Annotated in this window: 18 protein-coding genes; 1 reads left to right on the plus strand and 17 read right to left on the minus strand. The window is 40.0% G+C overall.

The features are described 5' to 3' along the window. The 13 genes from LI149_RS12055 to allE all read right to left on the minus strand — a co-directional run. The coding region (locus LI149_RS12055) for a hypothetical protein (protein WP_227085902.1) at positions 1–772 on the minus strand (772 nt) is incomplete at its 3' end. A gap of 98 nt (positions 773–870) precedes the next feature. Further along, a complete protein-coding gene (locus tag LI149_RS12060) occupies positions 871–1,863 on the minus strand; it encodes an AAA family ATPase (RefSeq protein WP_117606441.1) in 993 nt (330 codons plus the stop codon). 12 nt (positions 1,864–1,875) lie between these two features. After that, a complete protein-coding gene (locus tag LI149_RS12065; protein WP_173786416.1) occupies positions 1,876–3,315 on the minus strand; it encodes a sodium:proton antiporter in 1,440 nt (479 codons plus the stop codon). A gap of 198 nt (positions 3,316–3,513) precedes the next feature. Next, positions 3,514–4,050 carry a DUF6465 family protein gene (locus LI149_RS12070; RefSeq protein ID WP_173786417.1) on the minus strand — a complete coding sequence of 179 codons (537 nt, stop codon included), beginning with the start codon at positions 4,048–4,050 and terminating at the stop codon, positions 3,514–3,516. A 142-nt stretch (positions 4,051–4,192) separates the two neighbouring features. After that, positions 4,193–5,044 carry a putative manganese transporter gene (locus LI149_RS12075; RefSeq protein WP_173786418.1) on the minus strand — a complete coding sequence of 284 codons (852 nt, stop codon included), beginning with the start codon at positions 5,042–5,044 and terminating at the stop codon, positions 4,193–4,195. 284 nt (positions 5,045–5,328) lie between these two features. Then, positions 5,329–6,327, minus strand: a complete 999-nt coding sequence (locus tag LI149_RS12080; protein WP_173786419.1) for a FadR/GntR family transcriptional regulator — start codon at positions 6,325–6,327, stop codon at positions 5,329–5,331. A 90-nt stretch (positions 6,328–6,417) separates the two neighbouring features. Next, positions 6,418–7,668 (minus strand): M20 family metallo-hydrolase, encoded by a 1,251-nt coding sequence (locus LI149_RS12085; protein ID WP_005334246.1) that lies wholly within the window; start codon positions 7,666–7,668, stop codon positions 6,418–6,420. Positions 7,669–7,697: 29 nt separating this feature from the next. After that, positions 7,698–7,925: a hypothetical protein gene (locus LI149_RS12090; RefSeq protein ID WP_227140742.1), complete on the minus strand. Its 228-nt coding sequence runs from the start codon at positions 7,923–7,925 to the stop codon at positions 7,698–7,700. A 7-nt stretch (positions 7,926–7,932) separates the two neighbouring features. Further along, the gene (locus LI149_RS12095; protein ID WP_227087264.1) at positions 7,933–9,543 is read right to left on the minus strand and encodes an L-lactate permease; all 1,611 of its coding nucleotides are present in this window, start codon (positions 9,541–9,543) and stop codon (positions 7,933–7,935) included. A gap of 69 nt (positions 9,544–9,612) precedes the next feature. Further along, on the minus strand, positions 9,613–10,548 hold the full coding sequence (arcC, locus tag LI149_RS12100; RefSeq protein WP_227087263.1) for a carbamate kinase: 936 nt from the start codon (positions 10,546–10,548) through the stop codon (positions 9,613–9,615). A 22-nt stretch (positions 10,549–10,570) separates the two neighbouring features. Next, positions 10,571–13,582, minus strand: coding sequence for a DUF1116 domain-containing protein (gene fdrA / locus LI149_RS12105; RefSeq protein ID WP_173786423.1), 3,012 nt, complete (start codon positions 13,580–13,582; stop codon positions 10,571–10,573). Between the two features lie 128 nt (positions 13,583–13,710). Beyond that, positions 13,711–14,763, minus strand: a complete 1,053-nt coding sequence (gene allD, locus LI149_RS12110) for an ureidoglycolate dehydrogenase (RefSeq protein WP_173786424.1) — start codon at positions 14,761–14,763, stop codon at positions 13,711–13,713. A gap of 344 nt (positions 14,764–15,107) precedes the next feature. After that, positions 15,108–15,899 carry a (S)-ureidoglycine aminohydrolase gene (gene allE, locus LI149_RS12115; protein WP_118236710.1) on the minus strand — a complete coding sequence of 264 codons (792 nt, stop codon included), beginning with the start codon at positions 15,897–15,899 and terminating at the stop codon, positions 15,108–15,110. A gap of 337 nt (positions 15,900–16,236) precedes the next feature. Between allE and LI149_RS12120 the strand changes: the two genes are divergently transcribed. Then, positions 16,237–17,109: an alpha/beta hydrolase gene (locus tag LI149_RS12120; protein WP_173786425.1), complete on the plus strand. Its 873-nt coding sequence runs from the start codon at positions 16,237–16,239 to the stop codon at positions 17,107–17,109. A gap of 81 nt (positions 17,110–17,190) precedes the next feature. Here LI149_RS12120 and LI149_RS12125 read toward each other — a convergent pair whose 3' ends face one another. The 4 genes from LI149_RS12125 to allB (LI149_RS12140) all read right to left on the minus strand — a co-directional run bounded on the left by LI149_RS12125 (position 17,191) and on the right by allB (LI149_RS12140) (position 23,143). Next, positions 17,191–18,552, minus strand: coding sequence for an NCS1 family transporter (locus LI149_RS12125; RefSeq protein ID WP_173786426.1), 1,362 nt, complete (start codon positions 18,550–18,552; stop codon positions 17,191–17,193). A 92-nt stretch (positions 18,553–18,644) separates the two neighbouring features. After that, on the minus strand, positions 18,645–20,018 hold the full coding sequence (gene allB, locus LI149_RS12130) for an allantoinase AllB (RefSeq protein WP_173790268.1): 1,374 nt from the start codon (positions 20,016–20,018) through the stop codon (positions 18,645–18,647). A 320-nt stretch (positions 20,019–20,338) separates the two neighbouring features. Beyond that, positions 20,339–21,703, minus strand: coding sequence for an NCS1 family transporter (locus LI149_RS12135; RefSeq protein WP_117980870.1), 1,365 nt, complete (start codon positions 21,701–21,703; stop codon positions 20,339–20,341). A gap of 36 nt (positions 21,704–21,739) precedes the next feature. Further along, a complete protein-coding gene (allB, locus tag LI149_RS12140) occupies positions 21,740–23,143 on the minus strand; it encodes an allantoinase AllB (protein WP_040015575.1) in 1,404 nt (467 codons plus the stop codon). Between the last annotated feature and the right edge of the window lie 609 nt (positions 23,144–23,752).

Below are 23,752 nucleotides of genomic sequence, written 5' to 3' on the forward strand. Positions count from 1 at the left end.
ATCCTTCCGGCTCTTCTGCCTCTTCCTCATCCAGATATCCTTCCGGCTCTTCTGCTTCTTCTGGCTTCGCTTCGTCCTCATCCAGAATCATTCGGGCTTTCTCTACTTCATTCTCCATAGAGACCTGTTCCTTGATATGTTCCGATTTGATTCTCTCTTTCTTTCCAATCTTACTTGACTGCATCATGAACTGAATCATAAGTCCTACAAATGCAAGAACTGCACCTGCTACATATTTTAACCATGACGGATCTGTAATTCCAGCAAGGTCGAGAATCGCCGGACCTGCAAGAAATCCACCTGCTATACCGGTAATTACAATGATCATCGGCTCTGCAAATATTGCAGCAAGAATCGCAAGCACAAGTGCCACTGCCAGTTCCACAATAGTAATGACTGAACTTTGTGCCGGTATCACTGCTGCCAGCACTCCCATAGAGCAGATGAATATCATCACAAATACACCCAGCCTGTATACAAGAAAAGACACTACTGCCAGCAATATCGCGCAGACTAATATAACCGCTACGGATGCAATACCTTCAATTCCCGCTAATGCACAGATTCCAGCTCCCACTCCTGCTCCAATCAGAAATCCCAGGAATGCCGCAACCACTTTCACCAGCTTCAAACCGAAAAATCCAATTAAAATACCGATTGCTATCACAGCCGCAAACACTCCCACGCTTAGCTTTCCGGCAAGGAACACTGAAGTCGGTCCATCCATGGAGCCTATCGCACTTATGCCTTTCACCAATGTTGTCTCATTCATTCTATTATCTCCTTTACGTGTTAATTATTTTCTCCCTTCTCATTCGTCTTTATTATATCAGTATCTGAAACACACGTAAAGTCTCTTTCTTGTACCCCTTATGCTTTCTTCCTGTTGATGATCAGACGTTCAATGATTTCTATCGTCTCTTTGATTCCGTAGTTGGCACTGTTAATGCACAGGTCATAATTCTCAGGAGTTCCCCATTTTTCACTTGTATAAAATTCGTAATATTTTTTATGCTGGCGATCCATTTTTTTCAAAAACTTCACCGCTGTCTTTTGATCCATCTCACGCACGTTCATCATATACTGCAATCTCACTTCAAATGGTGCGCTGATGAACAGACTGATATGTGGAATATAATTATTGCGCAGAATAATATCCGCACATCTTCCAACTATAATACAATCTTCTGTTCGTGCCAGATTACAGATCAGATCGCTCATATTAAAGAAGACGGCATCTTCTCTGTTAAGTCCATGATAACGATACATATTCCGCAGCTTTGATTTCAATGTTTCTCGTTTTTTTCCATATTTATCAAACTCTGTAAAGCACTCTTTCTCTTTAATATGAAATTTTTCTTCTTCCTGACGTTTTAGTACCTGCTCGAAAATCTCTGAATCATAATAATTGATATGCAGCTTATCTGCCAGCTCAAATCCAATATCATTTCCCGCACTTCCCTGTGTACGGCTGATACAGATAACGAGATGCGCATTTTCGTCCACTTCATCCCAGTGTGCAGCCGGATTCAGAGCCATTCTTTCTGCATTGACAATATCCGTTGCAGACATATCCGGAAGCTGCTCCATTGCTTTAAGAATCTCATTATATTCTGTCATCATACGGCTCTTATCTTCTTTATTCTTAATCGTACGAGCCATGTTACTAATCAGCGCCAGCTCACTTCGCAAGAGATGTCCGTCAGGCTTCGTATACATCAACATACTAAGTGCACGGATCGTATTCTCTCTGCTTCCTGTAAATGTTCTTCCAAGGGAAGATCCTACACATTTATATACTTCACCATCCAGATCATAGATCCGATTCGCAAGTTCTATATACATATCTTTATTATTTGCCATATCCGTAACCTCCTACAAAAAGAACACAAGCATATCCAGTATAAATACCGGAACTAAGAATGCAAGCGACCATAAGATATATCCAAAGAATGATGGCATATTGACACCATTTTCATCAGAAATCGCTTTTACCATAAAGTTCGGTGCATTTCCTATATATGTGTTTGCTCCCATAAATACAGCTCCACAGGAAATAGCCTCTAGAAGATTCACCGGAATCTGTCCAAGAGCCGTTGTAATACCTCCTGTTAATCCAAGTGTTCCCGCAGTTGTCAGGAATACAAGATAGGTCGGTGTATTGTCAAGGAAGCTGGACAGCGCTCCTGTTGCCCAGAACATCTGGTACGGCTCGCTAATTCCAAGGTTTGGTCCAACAGATTTTAACAGCATCAGTGCCGGCTGCATAGTAATAAAAATTCCGATAAACAAAACTGCAACCTCTTTGATTGCTCCCCACGTAAAATGGTTCTTTGTACGGATGGAACTGTCTGTTGTCTTAAATGACAGAAATGCTGCAAGTAAAATAATCACAATCTCAATCAGCGCAGGAAGCGTCAGTGTAACTTCTCCGTACAGACGAATTCCTCTTACATTACCTGCCGCGTCCTGGAATGCTGACATTCCCGGAAGTACTCCACTTAAAATTACTGCACCTACAATCATAATAAGGAAAATAATATTGTGCAGTCCTTCAATATAAAATTCGGTTCCCGGTCTGCTGATATCCGGTTTTCTTCCTTCCGCAATATCTTTACGGTATGCCTTTTTATCCAGATGATAAAATACAAATAACAGAATCACCAGATTAAAAATCAATATTGGCAATAAATGCATGCTCCAGAAAAATGGTACTCCACGCATAAATCCCATTAGAAGCGGCGGATCTCCGATTGGCGTAAGACAGCCACCCATATTGGAAATCAGAAAAATGAAAAATACCATAATATGTCTTTTTCTTTTTCTCCATGAATTCATCTTAATGACCGGGCGAACCATGAGCATACTGGCTCCCGTTGTTCCAATACAGCTGGAAAGCAGTGTACCCAATGCCAGCAGACATGCATTTACTCTCGGTGATCCTGCAAAATCTCCTCCAACTGTAATGTTACCAGATACACAGAATAATCCAAATAACAGAACAATAAATGTCAGATAATCATTCACGATACATTCCAATACTGTTTCAAATGTATCGCCTGCACCATAAACGATTGCAAATGGCACTACAAGTAATATGATCCACATAAACACCACAAGTGGCTGGTGTGCTTCCCACCACTCAGCACGTAACAGCGGCATGACCGCTATACATAACAAAAGCCCGGCAAATGGAATACATAGCCAGACCGGCACCTGCACTGCAGATGCATGACTTTCTGCCGCCCACACATAAGTCGGGAGCAACAGCATAACCATGAAGAATGTCCCTAATAATGTCAATATCTTCTTCAAAGCTCTCTTCCTCCTGTAAATCATTCTTTTTCAACTGTTCAAGTATAGCATATTTCTTTTACAATACAAAAGAAAAAATATTCAAGCTGATATATTACTGATAGAATAAATCATAATTATGGCATAATAGGTGTTACTGCTAACAAAAGAAAACAGATAGTAAAAGCCAGCTTTTACTATCTGTTTCTTTTTGTCTTCCTACTCGAATTCTACAGCTCCTGTTTCTGTTCCATTAATCACATAGTAGACCGCATTCTCTTCCGGTTTTATGTAAAGATCCATCTCTTTAATGTCTCCGACTTTTTTACCAGATCTCGTCCATGCTTTTTTCACACGGGCAATGATGTCTTTCTCTTCTACCTGCTTACCATAATACTCAACAAATGCTTTTATTTTAATGTCTTTCTTAGCAGCTTTCTTTACAGTCTTTGTCGCAGTCTTTGTTACAGCTTTTGCTACAGTCTTTGCCGCACCTGCACCTTTCACTGCTTTTTTCGTAATCTTATCTACTGTATCTGCAGCAGCCTTCTCAACTTTAGCTTCTACTTTCTCTTTTGTCTGTGGCTTTATCTCAGTCTTAGCTTCTGCCTCTACTTTCTCTTTTGTCTGTGGCTTTATCTCGGTCTTAACTTCTGCCTTTGCTTTCTCTTCTGTCTTTATCGAATCAGCCATAACATTTGCAGCTATTTTTACATCTTTTGTCTTTTTTACAGGTGTCCCTTTTTTTGTTACCATAATAAATCCTCCTCACAAAAAGGTATATCTCAAGTGTGAACATATTTATTATAGCACATCAAAATAGAAAATCAATTTCGAATATATTAACCTTTTGTCAATTCGTGTCGCTTATCGACAGCATTTTTCACAATTTGACAACTTAAAATTCGAAGATCTGTAAAACCATTCCTGCAATCACTGAAAGTGCATATAAAGTGAGTACAATCTTTATGTTCTCACGTTTATCCCGATTGACCTTAAAAAGTACAACCAATCCAATTCCTGCTCCGGTACAGAGACCGGAAATGGCAGATGCGAATGAAATTGCACCGCTGATATAAAGCTGCGTGATTACAACAGAAGCCGCACAGTTAGGTATCAATCCAATAAGTGCTGCAATCACTGGCTGGATAATACTATCTGCCAGAAGATATTCAGATAATGTCTGAATTCCAATTACTTCTATAATAAAATTCAAAATTGCTGTAAATACAAAAAGATAGAGAAATATCTTAATTGTATGGCGAAGTGCTGGTTTTAAAAGTCCGGCGTGGTGATCATGACATCCACAGTGATCACAGAGATTTCCACACTCTTTTGGAGTTGCAATTTGTTTCTGCAGGAAAAGATCAATGATGTATCCTGCTACGACCGCAATCACAACTTTTACCGCAAGGAGTGTCAGAACTGTCTTTCCCTGATCCGGATTGCCAAGCAAGATCAATACTGCTTCATCTGATGTTGCAAGAAATACAGAAAGCAATGTTCCTACCGATATAATCCCTCCTGCGTAGAGGTTAGAAGCCATGACTGAAAATCCGCATTGTGGTACACAGCCCACGAGTGCCCCCACAACCGGACCTGCTTTATCTACATCTTCCAGTGCCTTTCTTGTCAATTTTGTCGAATAATGCTCCAATCCTTCAATTAATAAAAATGCTGCAAAAAGAAATGGAAGCATCTTTAAACAATCTGCCAACGCATCTGCAAGTACATCTATTATCATTTCCATATTATCACCTCTAATTCTATGCCTTATTATCTAGTTACCTATTTTATTATGTTCTATTCTTAGTAACACAATCCGCAATATTATATCTTATTCTTTTCCAAATTACAAGAACTCCTCTGCAAATTTACAGGAAATTCGAGGCAATACTGTGAGGTACGGTACAAATCAAATATCACTTCATCATTCTGTAAATTTGCAGGGGAGTCCCTTTTCGATGTTATATCCGAAACTTTTTTATTTCTTTTTCAATATGTTAATGACTATGTAAACAGTTTTATGTAATCTTATCTGTAATTATAACGGGCTTTTGATCTCTTCATGTGCTCTTCCATAGCTTCTGCAGCACCCTCTCCGTCTTTTGCAAGAATAAGACCATAAATTTTCTGATGCTCTTCATAAATTTCCTGAAGCTGTCGTCCGTCAATCATTCCCGTCTCACTGACATGACGCATCAGATTACTGATTGTCTGAAGCATACTGTAAATTACAGTATTCCCGGAACACTCTGCAATACTGCTGTGGAACTCCAAATCTGCATCCAGAAACTTCTTATAATTCTGCTCTACATATGCCTGATGGATTTTATGTGATACATCATACAGACGATTCAGAGCGCGATCATCTACGCAGTCAGCTGCCAGATAAGCGGCTTTCACTTCCAGAAGATCTCTCACTTCCAAAATAGACTCTGTCTGATTGCCATTCATAAATAAAGACCAGGAAAGTGGAATGACGAAAAAATTTGCTTCATTTCCACTAATATAAGTTCCCTGCCCCGGCCGGATATCAATCATGCCAAGCACATCCAGAACTTTCAATGCCTCACGTACTGCCGAACGTCCAACTCCAAGTTTTGTCGCAAGTACACGATCTGACTCTATCTTATCCCCTTTTTTCAGACTCTTATCAAACATCTGCTCTGCAAAATACATAGTCAGGCGATTCAAAAGTTGATTAATGCTGCCTTTTTTAGACTGAAGCTTTCCAAGCGCTTCCGGGCTTACATCATCCGGTAATAGAATATGTATCTTCTCGGCAAATTCTTCTGATGGCATAGAAAAATGCATAGAATCAATTCCAAGCTGTTCTGAAACACTGATAATGACATCATTCATTCTGGGACCATCTTTTGCCTCCAGGTTAGACAATGTCGCGATGCTCATAGTTGGCTTTCCTTCTTCATCCGACAGGAATCTGTCAATGAATTCTTTTTGAGTCAGCCTTAAAGCTCTTCTTAACAATCGTAAGTTTTCTCTTTTGTACATCGGATTTAATTCGCCCATATCTTTTTCCCCGTTTCTTTCTCGAAAGGCCGCAGGATATCTCTTCCTCCGGCCTTTCGAATCACCATTCATAAATAATTATTTTTCGGATTACTCAGCAAGAAGCTTTTTAGCAAGACCTGTCATAACAACAGAAGCTTTTGCAAATTCACTATACTTTGTAAACTCTACCGGGCAGTGACTTCTTCCGTCTTTACTTGGAACGAAAATCATAACTGTCGGAAGCACCTGACCGATCTCAAGTGCATCATGTCCTGCTCCACTAGGAAGTCTCATATAAGAATATCCTCTTGCTTTGCAGTCTTCTTCCATGATGTCAAGCATACCTTCATCCAGCATAACCGGCTCGATCACAAGCTTTGTATCGATGTCATAGGATCCACCCATAGCCTTCACTTCACGGTCTAATGCTGCACGAATTCTGTTTGCGATATCATTAATATTGTCGTTGCTCTTAGAACGAATGTCAACTGTAAATTCACATTTTTCAGCTACAATATTCATTCCACCAGGTATCGTGTTAATATATCCGATTGTTGCAACTGTTCCATCAGCTTTCTCTCTTGCCCAATCTGGGATTTTAGAAATAACCTTTGTTGCTGCATCAACAGCATCAAGACGCATATCCATTGGAGTTGTTCCGGCATGGTCAGCTCTTCCGTTTACTGTTACCATATATCTCTGGATTCCAACGATACAATCTACAAGACCAATCTCAATATTCTTTGCATCCAGAACCGGTCCCTGCTCAATATGAAGCTCAAGGAATTTTCCGATAGAACCTTCCGGCCATTTTGCATCTTCAATCTTCTCTGGATCAAGTCCATATCCCTTCATGGCATCATAGATAGAAATTCCATCTGTATCTTTGTAATGTTTACAATACTCAACATCTCTGTGTCCAAGCATAGCTCCGGATCCAAAATATCCTGTTCCGAAACGCATACCCTCTTCATCGCAGAAACCAACGATTGCAAAGTTTCTCTTTGGTGTAAATCCTTCATCTTTTAACTGTCTTGCAGCTTCGATCGCGCATACAACTCCGGCGATTCCGTCAAAGTCTCCACCGTTTACTACTGAATCATAGTGAGATCCCATCATAACACATGGAAGGTCTGGATTCTCTCCTTTTAAGATACCGATTACATTTCCGGCCTCGTCCTCATGTACTTCAAGACCAGCCTCTGTCATAACCTCTCTCAGGTAATTTACGGCATCTCTAGCCTCTTTTGTAAATGGAAGTCTTGTACATCCATCTCCTGGTGTTGCTGTAAAACGTTTTAAACACTCTAAATTTTCAGCAATTCTTCCTGTTACTTCTTCAATTGCTACTGTTCCCATAGTCTTTTTTTCCTTTCTGGTTACAATAATTACTTATGTTTTGGTGTTAAGATAAACACTTTCACCGGTGAATAGAACATAGCTGCCATCATGATTACAAATCCAACTGCACAGGCTGCGGTTGTCCCGGTATATAAACCGAAAAGCATAATAGCAAATGCAATCATAATTACGATAAATGCTAATGTCAGTCCACCTTCTTTAGTTTTAAAAAAGCTATTCTTCTCCATTGTCAGCACTCCTTTTTCCAGATTCAAGACTTTCTTATAAAGCTGTCATAACAAACAATACTGCTCCAATCAAAATCGTAGACGGTATTGTAATCGCCATAAGCTTTTTCATAACTTCGCCTTCGCTTCCAAGGATACTTGCTGTTGTCGTACCAAGAATAATCTTGCTCGGGCTGATTGCAGCTCCGATTGCACCACCAGCTGACTGCGCTCCAAGGATTGCAGCAGTATTAGCCCCAAGAAGTTTTGCGGTTGTCATCTGGAAACTTCCAAATAAAATATTGGAACTCATGTTGCTTCCTGTCATAAATGTTCCAAGAAGTCCTACAAATGGTGCAAAGATAATGTAAACTTTTCCGAGTACATTTGCAATTCCATTTGCAAGTACAACTGTCTGTCCTGTTCCATCCATAATCTTTGACATAATAACAAGTCCGATAACTGCAATACCAGACGGCATTGTCATGGAAACAGATTTCACAAACACTCTCTTCGTACCACCTTCACCGATCCAGCCATGCTTTTTGTAATAAACAAGACCAATGATCGCTGATACAAACAAGAACATACTTGCATGAGTAAATGGAGCTAATGGTGAAAAGCAATCTACTGCTTTATTTACATAACCATAACCCGTAGATGTCTCTGGAAAAGCAAATCCAAATTTAAACTGTCCAAGCACTGTGTTCAGTGGTTTTACAAGTAATACCACCAGTGTGATAATAGATAACGCAAAATATGGTACAAATGCCTGAACAAGTGTCATATCCGGAATTTCTTCTTCTCCATCGGCTGCAGCAAAATCACGATTCATGATCGGGCTGTCCTCAATACACCACTCATCTTTATACATTTTTGTTCTTCCAAGAAGAAGAATGACTACCAATGAAATAACTGCCGGGATGAAACAAGCCAGTGTTGTGCTTACTTGTGTCAGCAGAAGTTCTCCGCCTCCCTGAATGACTGCCATAATTGCTACGGCTACAAATCCTTTTTTCAGTGCTTTTCCTTTACCGTAGAACCAACATGTGGCAAAACCACCGATTGCTGTCCAGATAAATAAGAAAAATGCTGTCCACATAGCTGTTGTAAGATACTCACTGCTTCCTACAGCAAGTCCGGCTGACATAGCCAGAGAATCCCACGCAGCTCCAAGTGTACCGAATGTATTTCCCCACGCCTGACCGATAAGAGGGATAATAACTGCCCACAGCGGTTTCACACCAATACCGATCAAAAGAGGTGCTCCTACTGCAACAGGTACGCCGAATCCTGTGATTCCCTGAAGGAAACTCTCAAAAATCCAGCCCATTGCAAGTACAAGAAGCAATTCGTTTGGCAAAAGTTTACGCATACCATTACGGATTACCAAAAATGCTTTTGCCTCATCTCCAACCTGATACATCAGAATTGCAGTCCATACAATGATCAATATGATCAGTGCATTCCACACACCTTTCGCACTTTCGGAAGCAAGAAGCGTAATGTCTGCTTTATAAAAAGCAACTCCAGTAACTACCGTTATCAGTAATCCTACCGGTGCCGCCTCGGTCGCTCCCCAGCCATACTTGATCATCAAGATCAGAAGTGCCGCAATTGGAAGGAACGCCATAATCCACATAAATAGATTTACTGGTATATTCATCTTGTTCCATCTCCTATTTTCTTCTCATTACTTACAGATGTGGGATAACTCCCACATCTGATATAACTATTATTGATGGATCACAGTTCCTGTCTTTCCGGCAATTCCTTCTGCCGCTTTGTCAAGAAGTGTAATCAATGTTCTTCTTCCTTCTCCTGACTCAGCAAAACGAATTGCTGCTTCAATCTTCGGAAGCATAGAACCTTTTGCAAACTGTTCCTCGGCAATATATTCCTTTGCCTGATCTACAGTCAGATCTGAAAGCCACTCCTGATTCTCTTTGCCAAAGTTGATCGCAACTTTTTCTACAGCTGTTAAGATAACCAGATAGTCTGCTCCAAGCTGAGCTGCCAGAAGGCTGCTCGCATTATCTTTGTCAATAACTGCGTTGACTCCGACCAGTTTTCCGTTCTCACTGATTACCGGGATTCCACCGCCACCACATGTGATTACGATGTGTCCTGCATTCACCAGTGTCTTGATCGTCTCAAGCTCACGGATTCTCTGTGGCATCGGAGAAGCTACTACTACACGGTAGCCTCTTCCTGCATCTTCCATACAACGCACGCCATTTGCTTCATTTTCTTCCGCCTCTTCCTTAGTAAGGAATCTTCCTATTGGTTTTGTCGGATTCTCAAATGCCGGATCATTCTTATCTACTTCTACCTGTGAAAGGATTGTAGATACTTTTCCTTCAATGTTACGGCTGTAAAGCTCGTACTTAATTGCATTCTGAAGATCGATTCCGATATATCCCTGGCTCATTGCCACGCTTGTCGGAAGCGGAACCTGTTTATAATTCTCATGCATAACAACCAGGTTGTCCATAGCATTCTGGATCATTCCGACCTGTGGACCATTTCCGTGTGTTACGATGATATCTAATCCCTGCTGTGCAAGGTCAACAATTACTTTTGCAGTCTTAGCCACTGCCTCTTTCTGCTCTTCTACATCTTTACCAAGCGCATTTCCACCAAGAGCAATGACAACTTTTTTCTTTTCCATGGCTGCCTCCTATCTTCCGGACTTATGCCTCGAATCCAAGCTTCTTAGCGTATGCTACGATAGCTTTTTCGAAACACTCGATTGGCGGGTGAACTGTACCTGCTCCAATCTGTCCTTTTCCTGCTACTTTGTTAGCAATACCTGTGTTGATTACTGGTGTGATACCTTTCTCAACTACAAGTCTTGCATCGATTCCAAGACAAATTCCCTGGAAATTCCATGTAGGAACTGTGAAGTTCGGGTTTCTGTCTGTAACGATTTCCATCATCTCGTTACTTGTACGAAGAGCATCCTCGTATCCGCCTGCACCTACGAATCTTGTTACAGCCGGTGCTGCGATCATTGCCATACCACCGACACCAAATGTCTCTGTAATAGCACTGTCTCCCATATCCGGGCAAGCATCATCTGCATCATATCCTGTAAAGTACAGTCCCTGTGGTGTATTAACCGGACCTGTGAACCACTCGTCACCCATACCAGCAATACGGATACCGAACTCATATCCGTTACGGCACATTGCTGTAACGATTGTTCCGTCTGTTCCTTTACGTGCATCATCCATAACAGCCTTACCTGTAGCCATCATGATGTTCAGGAAGAACTGATCTGTATCAGCAAGGAACTTGATAACATCATAGCGGTCTTTCTCGCTGATGTCTTTCATCTCTGTAATAAGCGGAGCCATCTCTTTTAAGAATACAAGAGAAGCTGCAATATTTCTCTGGTGGAACTCGTCACCCATTGCGATTGCTTTTGCGATCAGTGGGTTAATTGCAAGTCCATTCTCCATAGAACGAAGAGCTTTTCCAAGTGTTGGACCAAGAACATCTCTCATCCAACGAAGTCTGTTAACAACTTCCTCATCATAAGCTCCGAAACGAAGAACTTTACCAATACCCTCGTTCATTGTACAGTAAGCTCTGTTAGCTCCTGTCTCGTTCTCAACTACAAATACTGCCATGTTAGGAGATGTGATTCCACCCATAGGTCCTACTGCGTTGCAGTGGTGGCAAGGGATGAATTTGATCTCGCCATTCTCAAGCATTTTTCTAGCTTCTTCTTCTGTCTCTGCCCACTCCTCGAACATTACAGCACCTACGCAAGATCCCTGCATCGGGTCTGGCATATTCTTGTAATCTACCGGAGGACCTGCATGAAGAATTACTTTTCCATTATTTTCAGCAAACTCTGGAATTACTTCTTTTGCACGAACGTTATCTTTTAATACTGGCTGGCTTGCTACAACCTTAGCAATCACTTCACGGTTCTTCTCTTCGATTCCTTCGTAATTTCTTAAGAAGTTCAGAGTCTTAATAAGTTTTACATTTCCGCCTGCCGGTGGAGCCCAGTCATACTGTACAACTTCGCATCCAAACTCTTCTACAACTTCTGCGAAGCTCTTAAGTCCGATGTTGATGATACGTGGTTTCTCAGAAAGAAGCTCTTTTAATGTCTCAGCTGGTGTATGTTTCTCACATGCAACAACCTCTTTTGCGCGAATCTCTTTCTCTGGCTCCTGGAAATCTCTTCCGATAGCGTGGATAGCTGTCTGACATGCAAGCTTGTTGTTCTCACATACGATAACTCCAGCCTCTTTTAATTTGTTAACTGCCTCATCATATCCCTGATAATCTCTTCTTGTTCCACATACTGTAGCGATGAAGAATACTTTTCTTCCTGCTGCATCTGCTTTTGCCTGAAGTTCTTTGATTGTCGGGATCAATGATCCTGCCATATCTGCGTGTGAACCATATCCAAGCATGATGTCAAGAAGAACAACTCCTGTAGACGGATCATCTACTGCTTCCTGCATACACTCAATACGTTTTGCTGGATCGATCATCGGATGTGGTTTACCCTGTGTATAAGCATCATCTCCAAGGTCAACTACTACGTTGCCATCTAACTGGAGCATATATCCTTCAACGTCCTCTGGTGGAACTTTGCAGTTCATTGCATCTTTGATCAGCATAGCTGCCTCATTTGCAAGTGTACCACCTGAGTAGTAAGCTTTGATTGTCTTTCCGTCTTCTGCTTTGTAGAATTCAGACTCATCTACATCAACAGTAGCTTCCGGAACCTTTGTTCCTCTTACAAGACCTACAGCAAGACGAGCTGCCTCATCCAGTGTGTATGCATGATAGAAGTTCTCCTCATGATACTCTGGTTTCTCTCCAACAAACAGAGTAACAACTGGTTTGCTGAAGTTAGAAAGTCTTGCAGAGATTTTATCTCTTACTTCTTTTGCAGGCGGTTTGGAAACGATTACAAGTACTTTCACTGTATCGTCGTCTTCCATTGCATCGATCATATCCATCATTGTGATTCCACCGACCTCAGCCTTCAGGTCACGTCCACCGATACCGATAGCGTTTGTAACACCCTCACCAAGTCTGTCGATAATTGTTGTAAGCTCCTGGATACCTGTTCCTGAAGCTCCGATGATTCCGATAGAACCTTTCGCTACATTATTTGTAAATGCGATCGGAACTCCCTGAATGATTCCTGTACCACAGTCAGGACCCATAACTGCAAGTCCTTTTGAATGAGCTTTCTCTTTCAGAGCTTTCTCATCCTCGATTGTTACATTGTCACTGAACATGAATACGCTCAGTCCCTCATCCAGTGCACGGTCAGCCTCTAATGCTGCATATGCTCCCGGAATAGAGATAACTGCCAGGTTTGCATTGGACATTTTCTTCAGTGCCGCATCCCATGATTTTACACTTTCAGAACCTTTCTTTCCTTCTGCTGCTGTGGACTGTTTCTTTAAGAACTCCTCAACTTTGTCCATTACAGCATCAAGTACTGCTTCATCATTAACATCAGCTACAACTACCATATCATTTGCTGTAGCGTCCATTAACTCATCTGTTGTAAGTCCACTCTCCTTAAAAATGTCTTTGTTCGCCGGTGTAGCCATCATAACCTGAATCTTGTTGACTCCATCCAGTGAAGAAAGCTCATTTGTCAGAAGCATCAGAACTACTGAATCCTGGTAACTGCCTTTTTTTACGACTGTCTTTAACATGTCATTTCTCCCTTCTTATCTAGTTCATTGTTTTTATAGTTTGATATCATCTATTTTTGAAATGGAACCCGGGAAGCAGAGGAGTGCTCCACTTCCTGGTCCATTGGAAATTGCACGAAATAAATGAATTAGTCAGCGAATCTGTTTTTGTGATCGTATCTGTCAAAGTGAATTGCGTCACTCTTGAGATAATCAACAAGCTCATCTACGACTTCGATTCCACCTTCAGCATAAGTTTTGTCTCTTCTCATAAGAGCTCTCTGTCCTGGGTAGTATACTTTGTCGAATCCCGGAGCTGGTCTCATAGCATTTAACTCATCGCATGTCTGAGACATATTCTTCTTGAACTGCTCAGCACCGCAGAATCTCTCTGGATCGATAACGATAATTGTCTGTCCAAGCTCACGTCCTTTAGAGCAGTCATGATACATGGAGCTTACATGTTTACCAAACGGTACTCCAAGAAGTACTCCTGAGAAGATGTCTACCATCATCATAAGTCCATATCCCTTAGCACCGGCAATCGGTACAAGAGCATTTACTTTATGTGGATCTGTTACAGGAGCTCCGTCCTCATCTACAGCCCAGTCTGCAGGAATCTCAGCACCCTGTGATCTCTTGTCCAGGATTTTTCCCCAAGCCTGAACTGTTGTAGCCATATCAAATACAACATTACGATCGTCTGCTGTCGGGCAAGCAAATGAAATCGGGTTTGTTCCATAATAAGGCTCTGTTCCGCCGTATGGTACTGCCATCGGATCTGACTGGCAGAATGTGATAGCTGCAAGTCCTTCTTTTGCACACATCTCTGTATAATATCCGATTGCTCCTGTATGAGATACATTAGCCATACCTACAATAGCAACTCCGTTCTCTTTTGCCATCTCAATAGCTTTCTCAGTAGCTTTTGTTGCTACCCAGTAACCGATACCATTGTCTCCATCCATGATTCCTGAGCAAGGACCTGTCTGATTCCATGTGATGTTTGGCTCATGTGTGATTCCGCCTTTGAAGATTCTCTCACAGTAATACTCAACACGAACAGCACCATGTGAAGCAAATCCTCTCTCATGTGCCCATGTCAGAATTTCTGCTGTCTGGTCAGCGTGATCCTCACGAAGTCCCGCCTGGATCAACTTGTTTTTCATTAAGCCCTTAAGCTCTTCTCTTGAAAGTCTCATTCTTTCATACCATCCTTTTCTTTATTTTCTCTCTTTATATACCATATAGTTACCTATATAATTATCTACGTGTTTTCTTTACATGCAGTATTTTTCTAATTTATGCATCTTCTAATTCACACTTTTTCAATTCATCTTTTCTATTTTGTCACATTATTGATAAACTCTTATATAGCATATACGCCGGTACACACAGTTTCTTTATTGCTCCCAGCAATGCCGCTCGCTTTTTTTACTGTATATACCGGCATATGATGTCAATCGTATATAATTTATATTCGATTTTATTATGTGCTAAATATCATTTTCAGTGTAAGAACATTATTCAGGCTATGTACTATATATTACAGAGCAATGTCTCTGTTGCAGTCTTTAGAGTAGATGTAAACTAACTCTTCCTCACGTCCCTCATCGCCTACAGCGTAGCAAGCCTGTGGAACATAAGCGTCCATGAAGCAGTAATCACCTTTCTGAAGCGGTACCCAGTCATCTCCAAGTCTGTACATAGATTTTCCAGACAGGAAATACATACCATGCTGCTGAACATGTGTCTCGATATATCCATGAGAAGCTCCGATGTGGAATTTCAAGATATGCATGTTCATATCAAATCCGATGTCATGAGCTGATGGAAGGAAATCCTGTACATAGCAGTTCTCCATTCCTTCATAGGACATCCACTCAAGATCATTAGCATTTCCAACTACTGTATGAGCACTGTGCCCTGCAACTGGCTCATAACGGCGTCTGTATACATATAATGTAGCCTCGCCTTTAGCTTCAAAAGTAATGTTGTTACTTGCTGGTGAGTAAATGTATCCACCTTTTGTAAGTTCTGCGGACTGATCATCATTCTTTACTGAAAGTTCACCATCAACTACATATAAGAAGGATTCGATTCCCTCTCCACCGATTCCTGTATTCTTTCCACCTTCGTGGACATGTACAAGATAGTCAGCAAATGTTGCACCCATAGCCGGTGAGCCAAGAATTGTAACATCACAGTTCTCATATCCCGGAACTACATTCTTTACAAGTCCATCTGGATCAAGAACGATGTAATCTCCTTTTTTAATAATAGAACGTGTGTCCAAAAGTGCATCACGATATCCTAATTGATTGTTTAAGTAACTCATTACCAAATACCTCTCTTTCTTAATGCGGAACACAAAATCAAATTCAGGTTTTGTTGTTACCATGTTTTATGGTCTTATTATGTCATTAAAGCTTAAAATTTGCAATCGGAATTTTAGATAAAAGGTTCAACCACTTTTTATCTACTTTATGGTAAATTTTGTCTAATGACTTCTCTTGAAAATGACATTTTTTGTGATATACTGTTAATTATTGGATAAGAGCCTATATATTTTAGCTATAATCGATTTAATAAATATAAAAATAAAATAGTCGGAATTTGACCGGATTTTAATTCATTTTCAATTTTTTTGACAATTTATACAAAGGAGGATTTTTATGTTAGAAAAGAAAGAATTTGAGATTCCAAGTGAAAAATTCAAAAAAGGAGCAACCGTGTATACTGATTCAGACACACCGGTAAAAGCTGCTATCATCTATTTTCACGGAGGCGGTCTTTTATATGGAAGAAGAAAAGATCTTCCACGCCCTCACTTGAACACTCTGACTCAGGCCGGATATGCAATCATTGCTTTTGACTATCCTCTGGCTCCTGCCGCAAAGTTAGAAATTATCATGAATGATGTAGAAAGTTCCATTCAATATTATATCGATCACAGTGACGAACTAATTAAAAGCCCTAAATCTTCCGAAGGATCTCTTCCATATTTTTTGTGGGGACGTTCTGCCGGCGCTTACCTTTGCCTGATTGCAGTAGCAAAAGGAACTTACACACAGGCACCTGCCGGAATTCTTTCCTATTATGGATATGGATTTTTATGCGACAACTGGTTCAAGGAACCAAGCAGACATTACTGCACGCTTCCGAAAGTTCCAGAAAGTGCTCTTTGTGTTATTCCAGAAGGCATTCACGCAGATGGCGATCTTGACACACACTACAGTGTCTATGTCTATGCAAGACAGCAAGGAAAATGGATAGATCTTTTTTACGAGGGACGCGAAAAGTTTTTCTATCTGGATTATACACTTCGCGCCTGTGATAAACTTCCTTGCCCACTGTTCTGTGCCCACAGCACCGGAGACACCGACGTACCATTTAGTGAATTCACAGAACTAAGTAATAAATATCACGCAAAAAGATTCATCGTGTCCGGAACAGAACACGACTTTGACAGAGACACAGAAAATCCATTCACACAGAAAGTGCTGGACGAGACAGTGGCGTTTATTGAGAAGTGTTTAAATAAGTAGTTTTTAGCTTTCTTTCAGAGAAAAAATCCCCCGCAAATTGCTTTGATATACAATTTGCGGGGTTTTTATTTGTTCAATATGTTAGTCTTCAAAAATAGTTCCTTTTCGGAATCCTTTGCTTGACTTCATAGTCTTCATCAGGAAGTAGTATACAACTCCTGTCGGAATCAGGCTGACATACCATGATAACTGCATTACGAATACGGAGCAGACAGATCCTACGATAATTGCAATAACTGCTGCCCAGTTAACTCCTTTGAAGCAACCTTCTTTGTCATACATATCATTCAAATCCAATTTCTTCTTACGCAGTATGAAGAAGTCGACTGCCATTACTGCGAAGATAGGTCCTAAAAATGCTGAGTAGAACTGTGTAAATAATGATAACCCTGCTGCAGAGTCAGCTGTAACAAGTTTCCATGGCATTACGCATGCTGACAGCACACCAACAAGAATTGTTGCATGTGTCCATTTAACTTTGAAAGACTCCATCAGAACGTATGCAGGTGGAACAATATTGTTCAGTACGTTTGTTGTTACCTGAGCAAATGCGATAAAGAGCAATGTCAGGATTGTAAGAAATTTGCTTCCCATTGTAGTAGAGAATACTTCTACAGGATCACTATTTCCTGTTGCTGCTGTCACAAGAAGTCCGATAAGACCCATGAACAATGTTACAGGAAGAATAGCAACAGTGTAAATGCTTGTAGCTTTTACAGGTTTGATGTCATCTGTTGCATTTCTGGAATAGTCAGATGCATTGATGATCATTGTGGAATAAATTCCAAGGAAAGAAGTTGTTGCTGCCCAGAATGGCATGCCCCATGTTCCCTTAATTCCAGAGAATACATTTCCAATCTCTGATGAGAATTTTGTGTTTACTACATATAACATGTAAATCAGGATACCAATGATAAAGATACAGGAAATATTCTCCATCCATTTGATTCCTTCAAATCCTTTGATTGCAAGTGCAACCTGAAGAATTGTGAACAGTGCATAGATAATTGGAAGATTATCAAATCCAAATAAAATCTTCAGACAGCTGTTGATAGCTCCTGCTCCGACCCAACTCTGATAACCAAACCATACGATAGCTGGAAGTCCACGGAGAACTCCTGGAATCTTTACACCTGTTGTACCAAAACTACTTCTTAACTGTACTGTAAATGGAATACCATACTCATGTCCACACTCACCGATAATTGCAAGTGCTACTGCAATAACAAGGCATCCGATACACATCGCAATAATCGCCTGCATTACAGTCAATGTTCCAATCAGGGCTGCGCCCATGGAAAATGTTCCGATAGATACACATCCACCCATGAAGCTGGCTGCATAGGATACGCTTCCCATGATACGTTTCTTTGTTGGTTGGAGATCCGCGTCTACATTGGCAACGAGCTTTGGATCCAGTACTTTGTTGTCTACAATACTCATCTTCTCTCTCCTTTTTCTTAAGTATAATTTAAAAATCAGGTGATCTTGCCTTTATTAGGCAAGATCACCTGATCTGTTACCTAATTTCGGTATTATTTAATTTTCTCAATAAATGTTCCAACACCTTTTTCTGCAACAATCTTTCCGTCTTCTGCAATAACATTTCCACGAATCATTGTCATGATTGGAAGTCCTTTTCCTTTCATTCCGACAAATGCAGAAATCTTATTTACATATAATAAGGAATCACTTGTAATCTCCCATTCTTTTTCTGGATCTACAATCAGAAGGTCAGCATCAAATCCCGGTTTGATATCTCCTTTTCTTCCATAGATACCAAATGCTTTTGCAGGCTGTACAGACATTGCATTTGCAAGAACTGTCGGGCATACATTACGTTTTACGCATCCTTCATTGAAGGTTACCTGGAAACCACTCTGAATTCCGCTGCATCCGCCCCATACATCAAATACATTTTCAATCTTGTTTCCAAGAATCTCATTAAATTTCTCATCATATGAACATGGTGAATGGTCACTTGCAATACCGCTGAATGTTCCATCTTCTACATAAGACCACAGTCTGTCAACCTCTTCCTGTGAACGAAGCGGAGGTGCACATTTGAATAACGGTCCGTTCTCTAATACATCCTGATCTGTCAGACTTAAGTAGTGAGAACATGTCTCTGCTGTGATGTCATAGCCTTCCTGCTGTGCTTCTTTAATCTTCTGTGCTACATCCGGGCTGCTGACATGACAGATATGTGCTTTACATCCTGTTGCTTTTGCAATCTCGATAATATCAACAGTTGCTACCATCTCTGCTGCAACCGGTCTGGAATCCAGGAAACACTGCCATGAATTCGGATCTTTTGCTTTCTCAATCTTCTCAAGATTTTTGATCATTGAGAAATCTTCACAATGGAATCCTGCACGTCCATCAAATTCCTTAATGATTTCCATTGCTTCATAAGCCTGTCCATAATTTAATGAACTGTAGTCTGGTGATACCGGTCCGATAAATGATTTGAATGCTACGCATCCTTTCTCATCCAAATCCTTCAGATCTTTAAAGTTATCCGGAATCAGTCCGCCCCAGAAACAGTAATCACAGTATGCATTCGGATCAACTTTTTTCAGTTTAAAATCAAATGCTTCTGCATTAACCATTGCCGGTTCATTCTGAAGTGGCATATCTATGACAGTTGTGTAACCACCAAGTGCTGCCGCTGCAGTTCCATGCTCATAATCTTCACGCCACTCATATCCTGGGTCGTTCAGATGTGCATGCGTATCGATTGCACCTGGGAAAACATAATTTCCTTTTGCATCAATAACCTTTGCTGCTTCTGGCTCTTCTCCTGCATTTAACACAGCTGCAATCTTGCCATCTCTGATTGCGATGTTCCCTTCTGAAACTCTGTCTGCAGTTACAATTCTGCCGTTTTTCACTAAAACATCATACATATTTATTTTCCTCCTAAAAAAAAGATGCATTAAAATAAGTGATTGACCAATTTCAAAATCTTTTTTAATTGTACGAGCTAATATTACTTAATTTTTTCTTAAATTGCAACTACATTTTACGGAAAAACATTTTTATTTTTATCCATTATGTATAAAATTCTATATTTTTGTTTTTTCTTTTTTATCTATTATTGACATAGTTGTGTGAAATGTTTGAAAAATATATATAATTTAATGTTAGGACAAATTTTTCACAAATCAATTTATAATAAAAAAGAGACCAGGCATTTTCATGTCCAGTCTCCTTTGACTTTTTAGATCTATTTTTCTAATGTTGTTCCTTTTCTGAAATTCTCACAACTCTTCATATGTTTCATTCCGAAGTAGTAAACAAGTCCTGTAGGAATTGTTGCTGTAAAGAATGAAATATTTACATTCAGAAGTCCGATTACAGCTCCGATTGCAATTGCAAGAATTGCTGCCCAGTTGATACCTGCATGATTTCCATTATCATCATAGAGATCATCCAGATACTCTGGTGTGATTTTTCTCTTATGAAGAATGAAGAAATCTGTAATCAATACTGCAAAGATCGGTCCGAAGAATGCAGTGTAAATCTTACTGAATAATGCAAGTCCTGCTGCTGAGCTGTCACTTGTCAGTATCCATGGGCAAGTACATACTGCCAAGATACCAATCAAGATTACGGCTGTCTTATGTTTCATCTTAAACGCATCCATAAATGCATATGCCGGTGGAATTACGTTACTTGCAAGGTTTGTTGTAAGCTGTGCAAAGATGATAAATCCAAGCGTTACGATCATTACGACTTTGTTGTCTACCATATCAGCAAAAGCATTGATCGGGTTTGCTTTTCCAGTTGCTGTAGATGCCATAGCACCGATTACTCCAAGAAGTACTGTAGCCGGTACCATAGATAAGAAGTAAGAACTTCCACGTTTCAGTGTAGAATATCCACCTTTCATCTCACGGGAATAGTCACCAGCATTCAGCATAACTGTAGTACTGTTACCAAAGAATGCAATGATTGCTGCGATAAATGGCATTCCCCATGTTCCAGACTTATTGATCAGTTTCTCACTTACGACATCGCCATACTGTGTAATGCAAAGGAATAAGAGGTAAATCATAGCCAGAGAAATAACAACTCCTCCGATATTTCCAACCCATTTTGCACCCTGGAATCCTTTGATTGATAACAGGATCTGGATAATCTGGAATAAAATGAAGAATAACCAGATATTATCATATCCAAATAATGCTTTTGAAATATTGTTGATTGCTGCTCCTCCAAGCCATGTCTGATAACCGTACCATACGATAGCCGGAAGTCCTCGAATCAAACTTGGAATTTTGTTACCTTTTGTTCCAAATGCACTTCTAAGCTGAACTGCATACGGTGCACCAGTCTTGTAACTAAACTGGTCATTCATTGCGATACCTACAACGAGGATCATAGATCCAATTGCTACTGCGAGGAATAACTGCAACAGGTTCAGTCCTGCTTCCATCTGTGCAGATCCCATTGCCAATGTTCCGATAGAAATACATCCACCGAGCCAGAGCATTGTGTTGGATCCCCAGCCCATGATTCGATCTTTCTCAGGAATTGGCGCAAGGGAGTTTGTTTCTTCTTGTTTCACTTCTTTGTTTACATCACTCATGTTCTCTCTCCTATTCGTGTTCCTATATGTATTCGTTTATTTTACCGGTGTTACATATTCGCCGTATCCGATTGCTTCATCTTTGTACATGCCATCCTGAGCAACTACTTTACCTCTGATCATTGTACATACTGGAGTTCCTTTTCCTTCCAGTCCATTGAAGCAGGAAACATGTCCTTTTGTAAGCAGTTTCTCCTGCTCACATTTCCATGTCTTTTCCGGATCAACGATTACGATATCACCGTCAAAACCTAATTCAAATGCTCCTTTACGTCCATAGAGTCCGAATACTTTTGCCGGATTATAATCCATAACCTTTGCAATCAGACTCGGGCTTAAGCCTTTTTTATGAACAACCATATCGAACATCATTGGTAAGAAGAACTGGATTGAGTTAAGTCCTCCCCATGCATGCCAGATATCTTTTGTTGCATTATCTTTTTCTTCATCTGCTGCTGGAGAATGGTCGCTTCCTACACAGGAAAGTGTTCCATCTAAAACGTAATCCCACAGCTTCTCCATATCTTCTTTCTTACGCATCGGAGGTGTACATTTTGCCGGTGCACCTTTTTCAAATACAAAATCTTCTGTAAATCCAAGGTAATGTGGACATGTCTCAGCAGTAATCGGAAGTCCTTCATGGATTGCATCCTTAACAACCTGAGCTACCATCGGGTGGCTGACATGGCAAATGTGTACGCGTCCGCCAGTTGCTCTAGCCATATCAATAACATTCTTTGTAGCAACATATTCTGTCCATACGTCATGAGAATCCAGGAAGTCACGAATCTTCTCTTCATTTGTTCTTCCTTCTTTTGCTTTTGCTTCTTTTTCTCTCTCAAGAACCTGTCCATATTCCTCACAATGGAATCCACAAAGTGCTCCATACGGTTTTAAAATTTCAAGAGCTTTACGAACATTTCCCATGTTAACTGTCGGGAACAGATCACCGTTTGGACATGTGAATCCTTTAAATGCTGCAACTCCACAATTGTGAAGATCTACAAGATCATTCATGTTATTCTTTACTGAGTCCGGTTTGTCATCATAATCTCCTACGATTCCTCCCCAAAGTGCATAATCAACTAATGAGTGTTTGCTAATTTTTCCAAGCTTCAGGTCAAAAATTTCTTTATTCATAAGAGATGGGTCATTATTAAGTGGCATATCAATCAGTGTTGTACAACCTGCAACAACTGCTGCTCTTGAACCTGTCTCAAAATCCTCACGATACTCAAATCCTGGCTCATTCAGATGTGCATGACAGTCGATGATACCTGGAAATACATAATTTCCTTTTGCATCAATCACTTCTTTCGCATCTACTGGTGCTCCCTTTGCAAAAAATCCTGCATACTTTCCGTCCTGGATTGCAATGTCTGCCTCGTAGATACGATCTGGTGTTACAAGTTTTCCGTTCTTCACTAAAACATCATACATATTCATGTTCCTCCTTAAAAATTGAATCAAATCAGCCGTAACCAGCTCAATTTCTTTCTATAATCGATATATTACTGGATTCCCCCAAAAAATACAATCACCATTTTCTTACATTTTTCTCCATCTTTTTTATCTATTTTAGATAGTTTTATCGTATTTCGTATTATTTTTTTATCCAATATATATAAAAATACGCAAAGTAACACCACCGTCTTGGCTAGGCTCCTTTGCGAAAATTTCAACCACTTTTTAATTTTTATTGATTTATATCAAAAATGATTGGTCAACCGTTTTTCAGTTTCTTTTACATATATTTTATCCTAATTTGATAATTTTCACAATGACCTATCCTCCAAAATATGACACATTTTTTTGTATAATATGCACAGTCATGTATTGTATTTTTATATAAACAATACAGTTTTATTGGTTAATTTTAAAATTTTTCATAATTTTCGTTATATTATTAACATTTTCTTCGGTTTTTGCCACTTTTTTCTCATTTAAAATTTGTGCAATTTTATTTAAAATTTCAAAAACCACATTTTATATTGTGTATTATATTGTGTACATTGTGATTTTTCGGCAAATCTGTTATGATAGTATCTG

This window comes from Dorea sp. 210702-DFI.3.17, from assembly GCF_020560825.1.
GTDB classification, from domain to species: Bacteria; Bacillota; Clostridia; order Lachnospirales; family Lachnospiraceae; genus Dorea; species Dorea formicigenerans.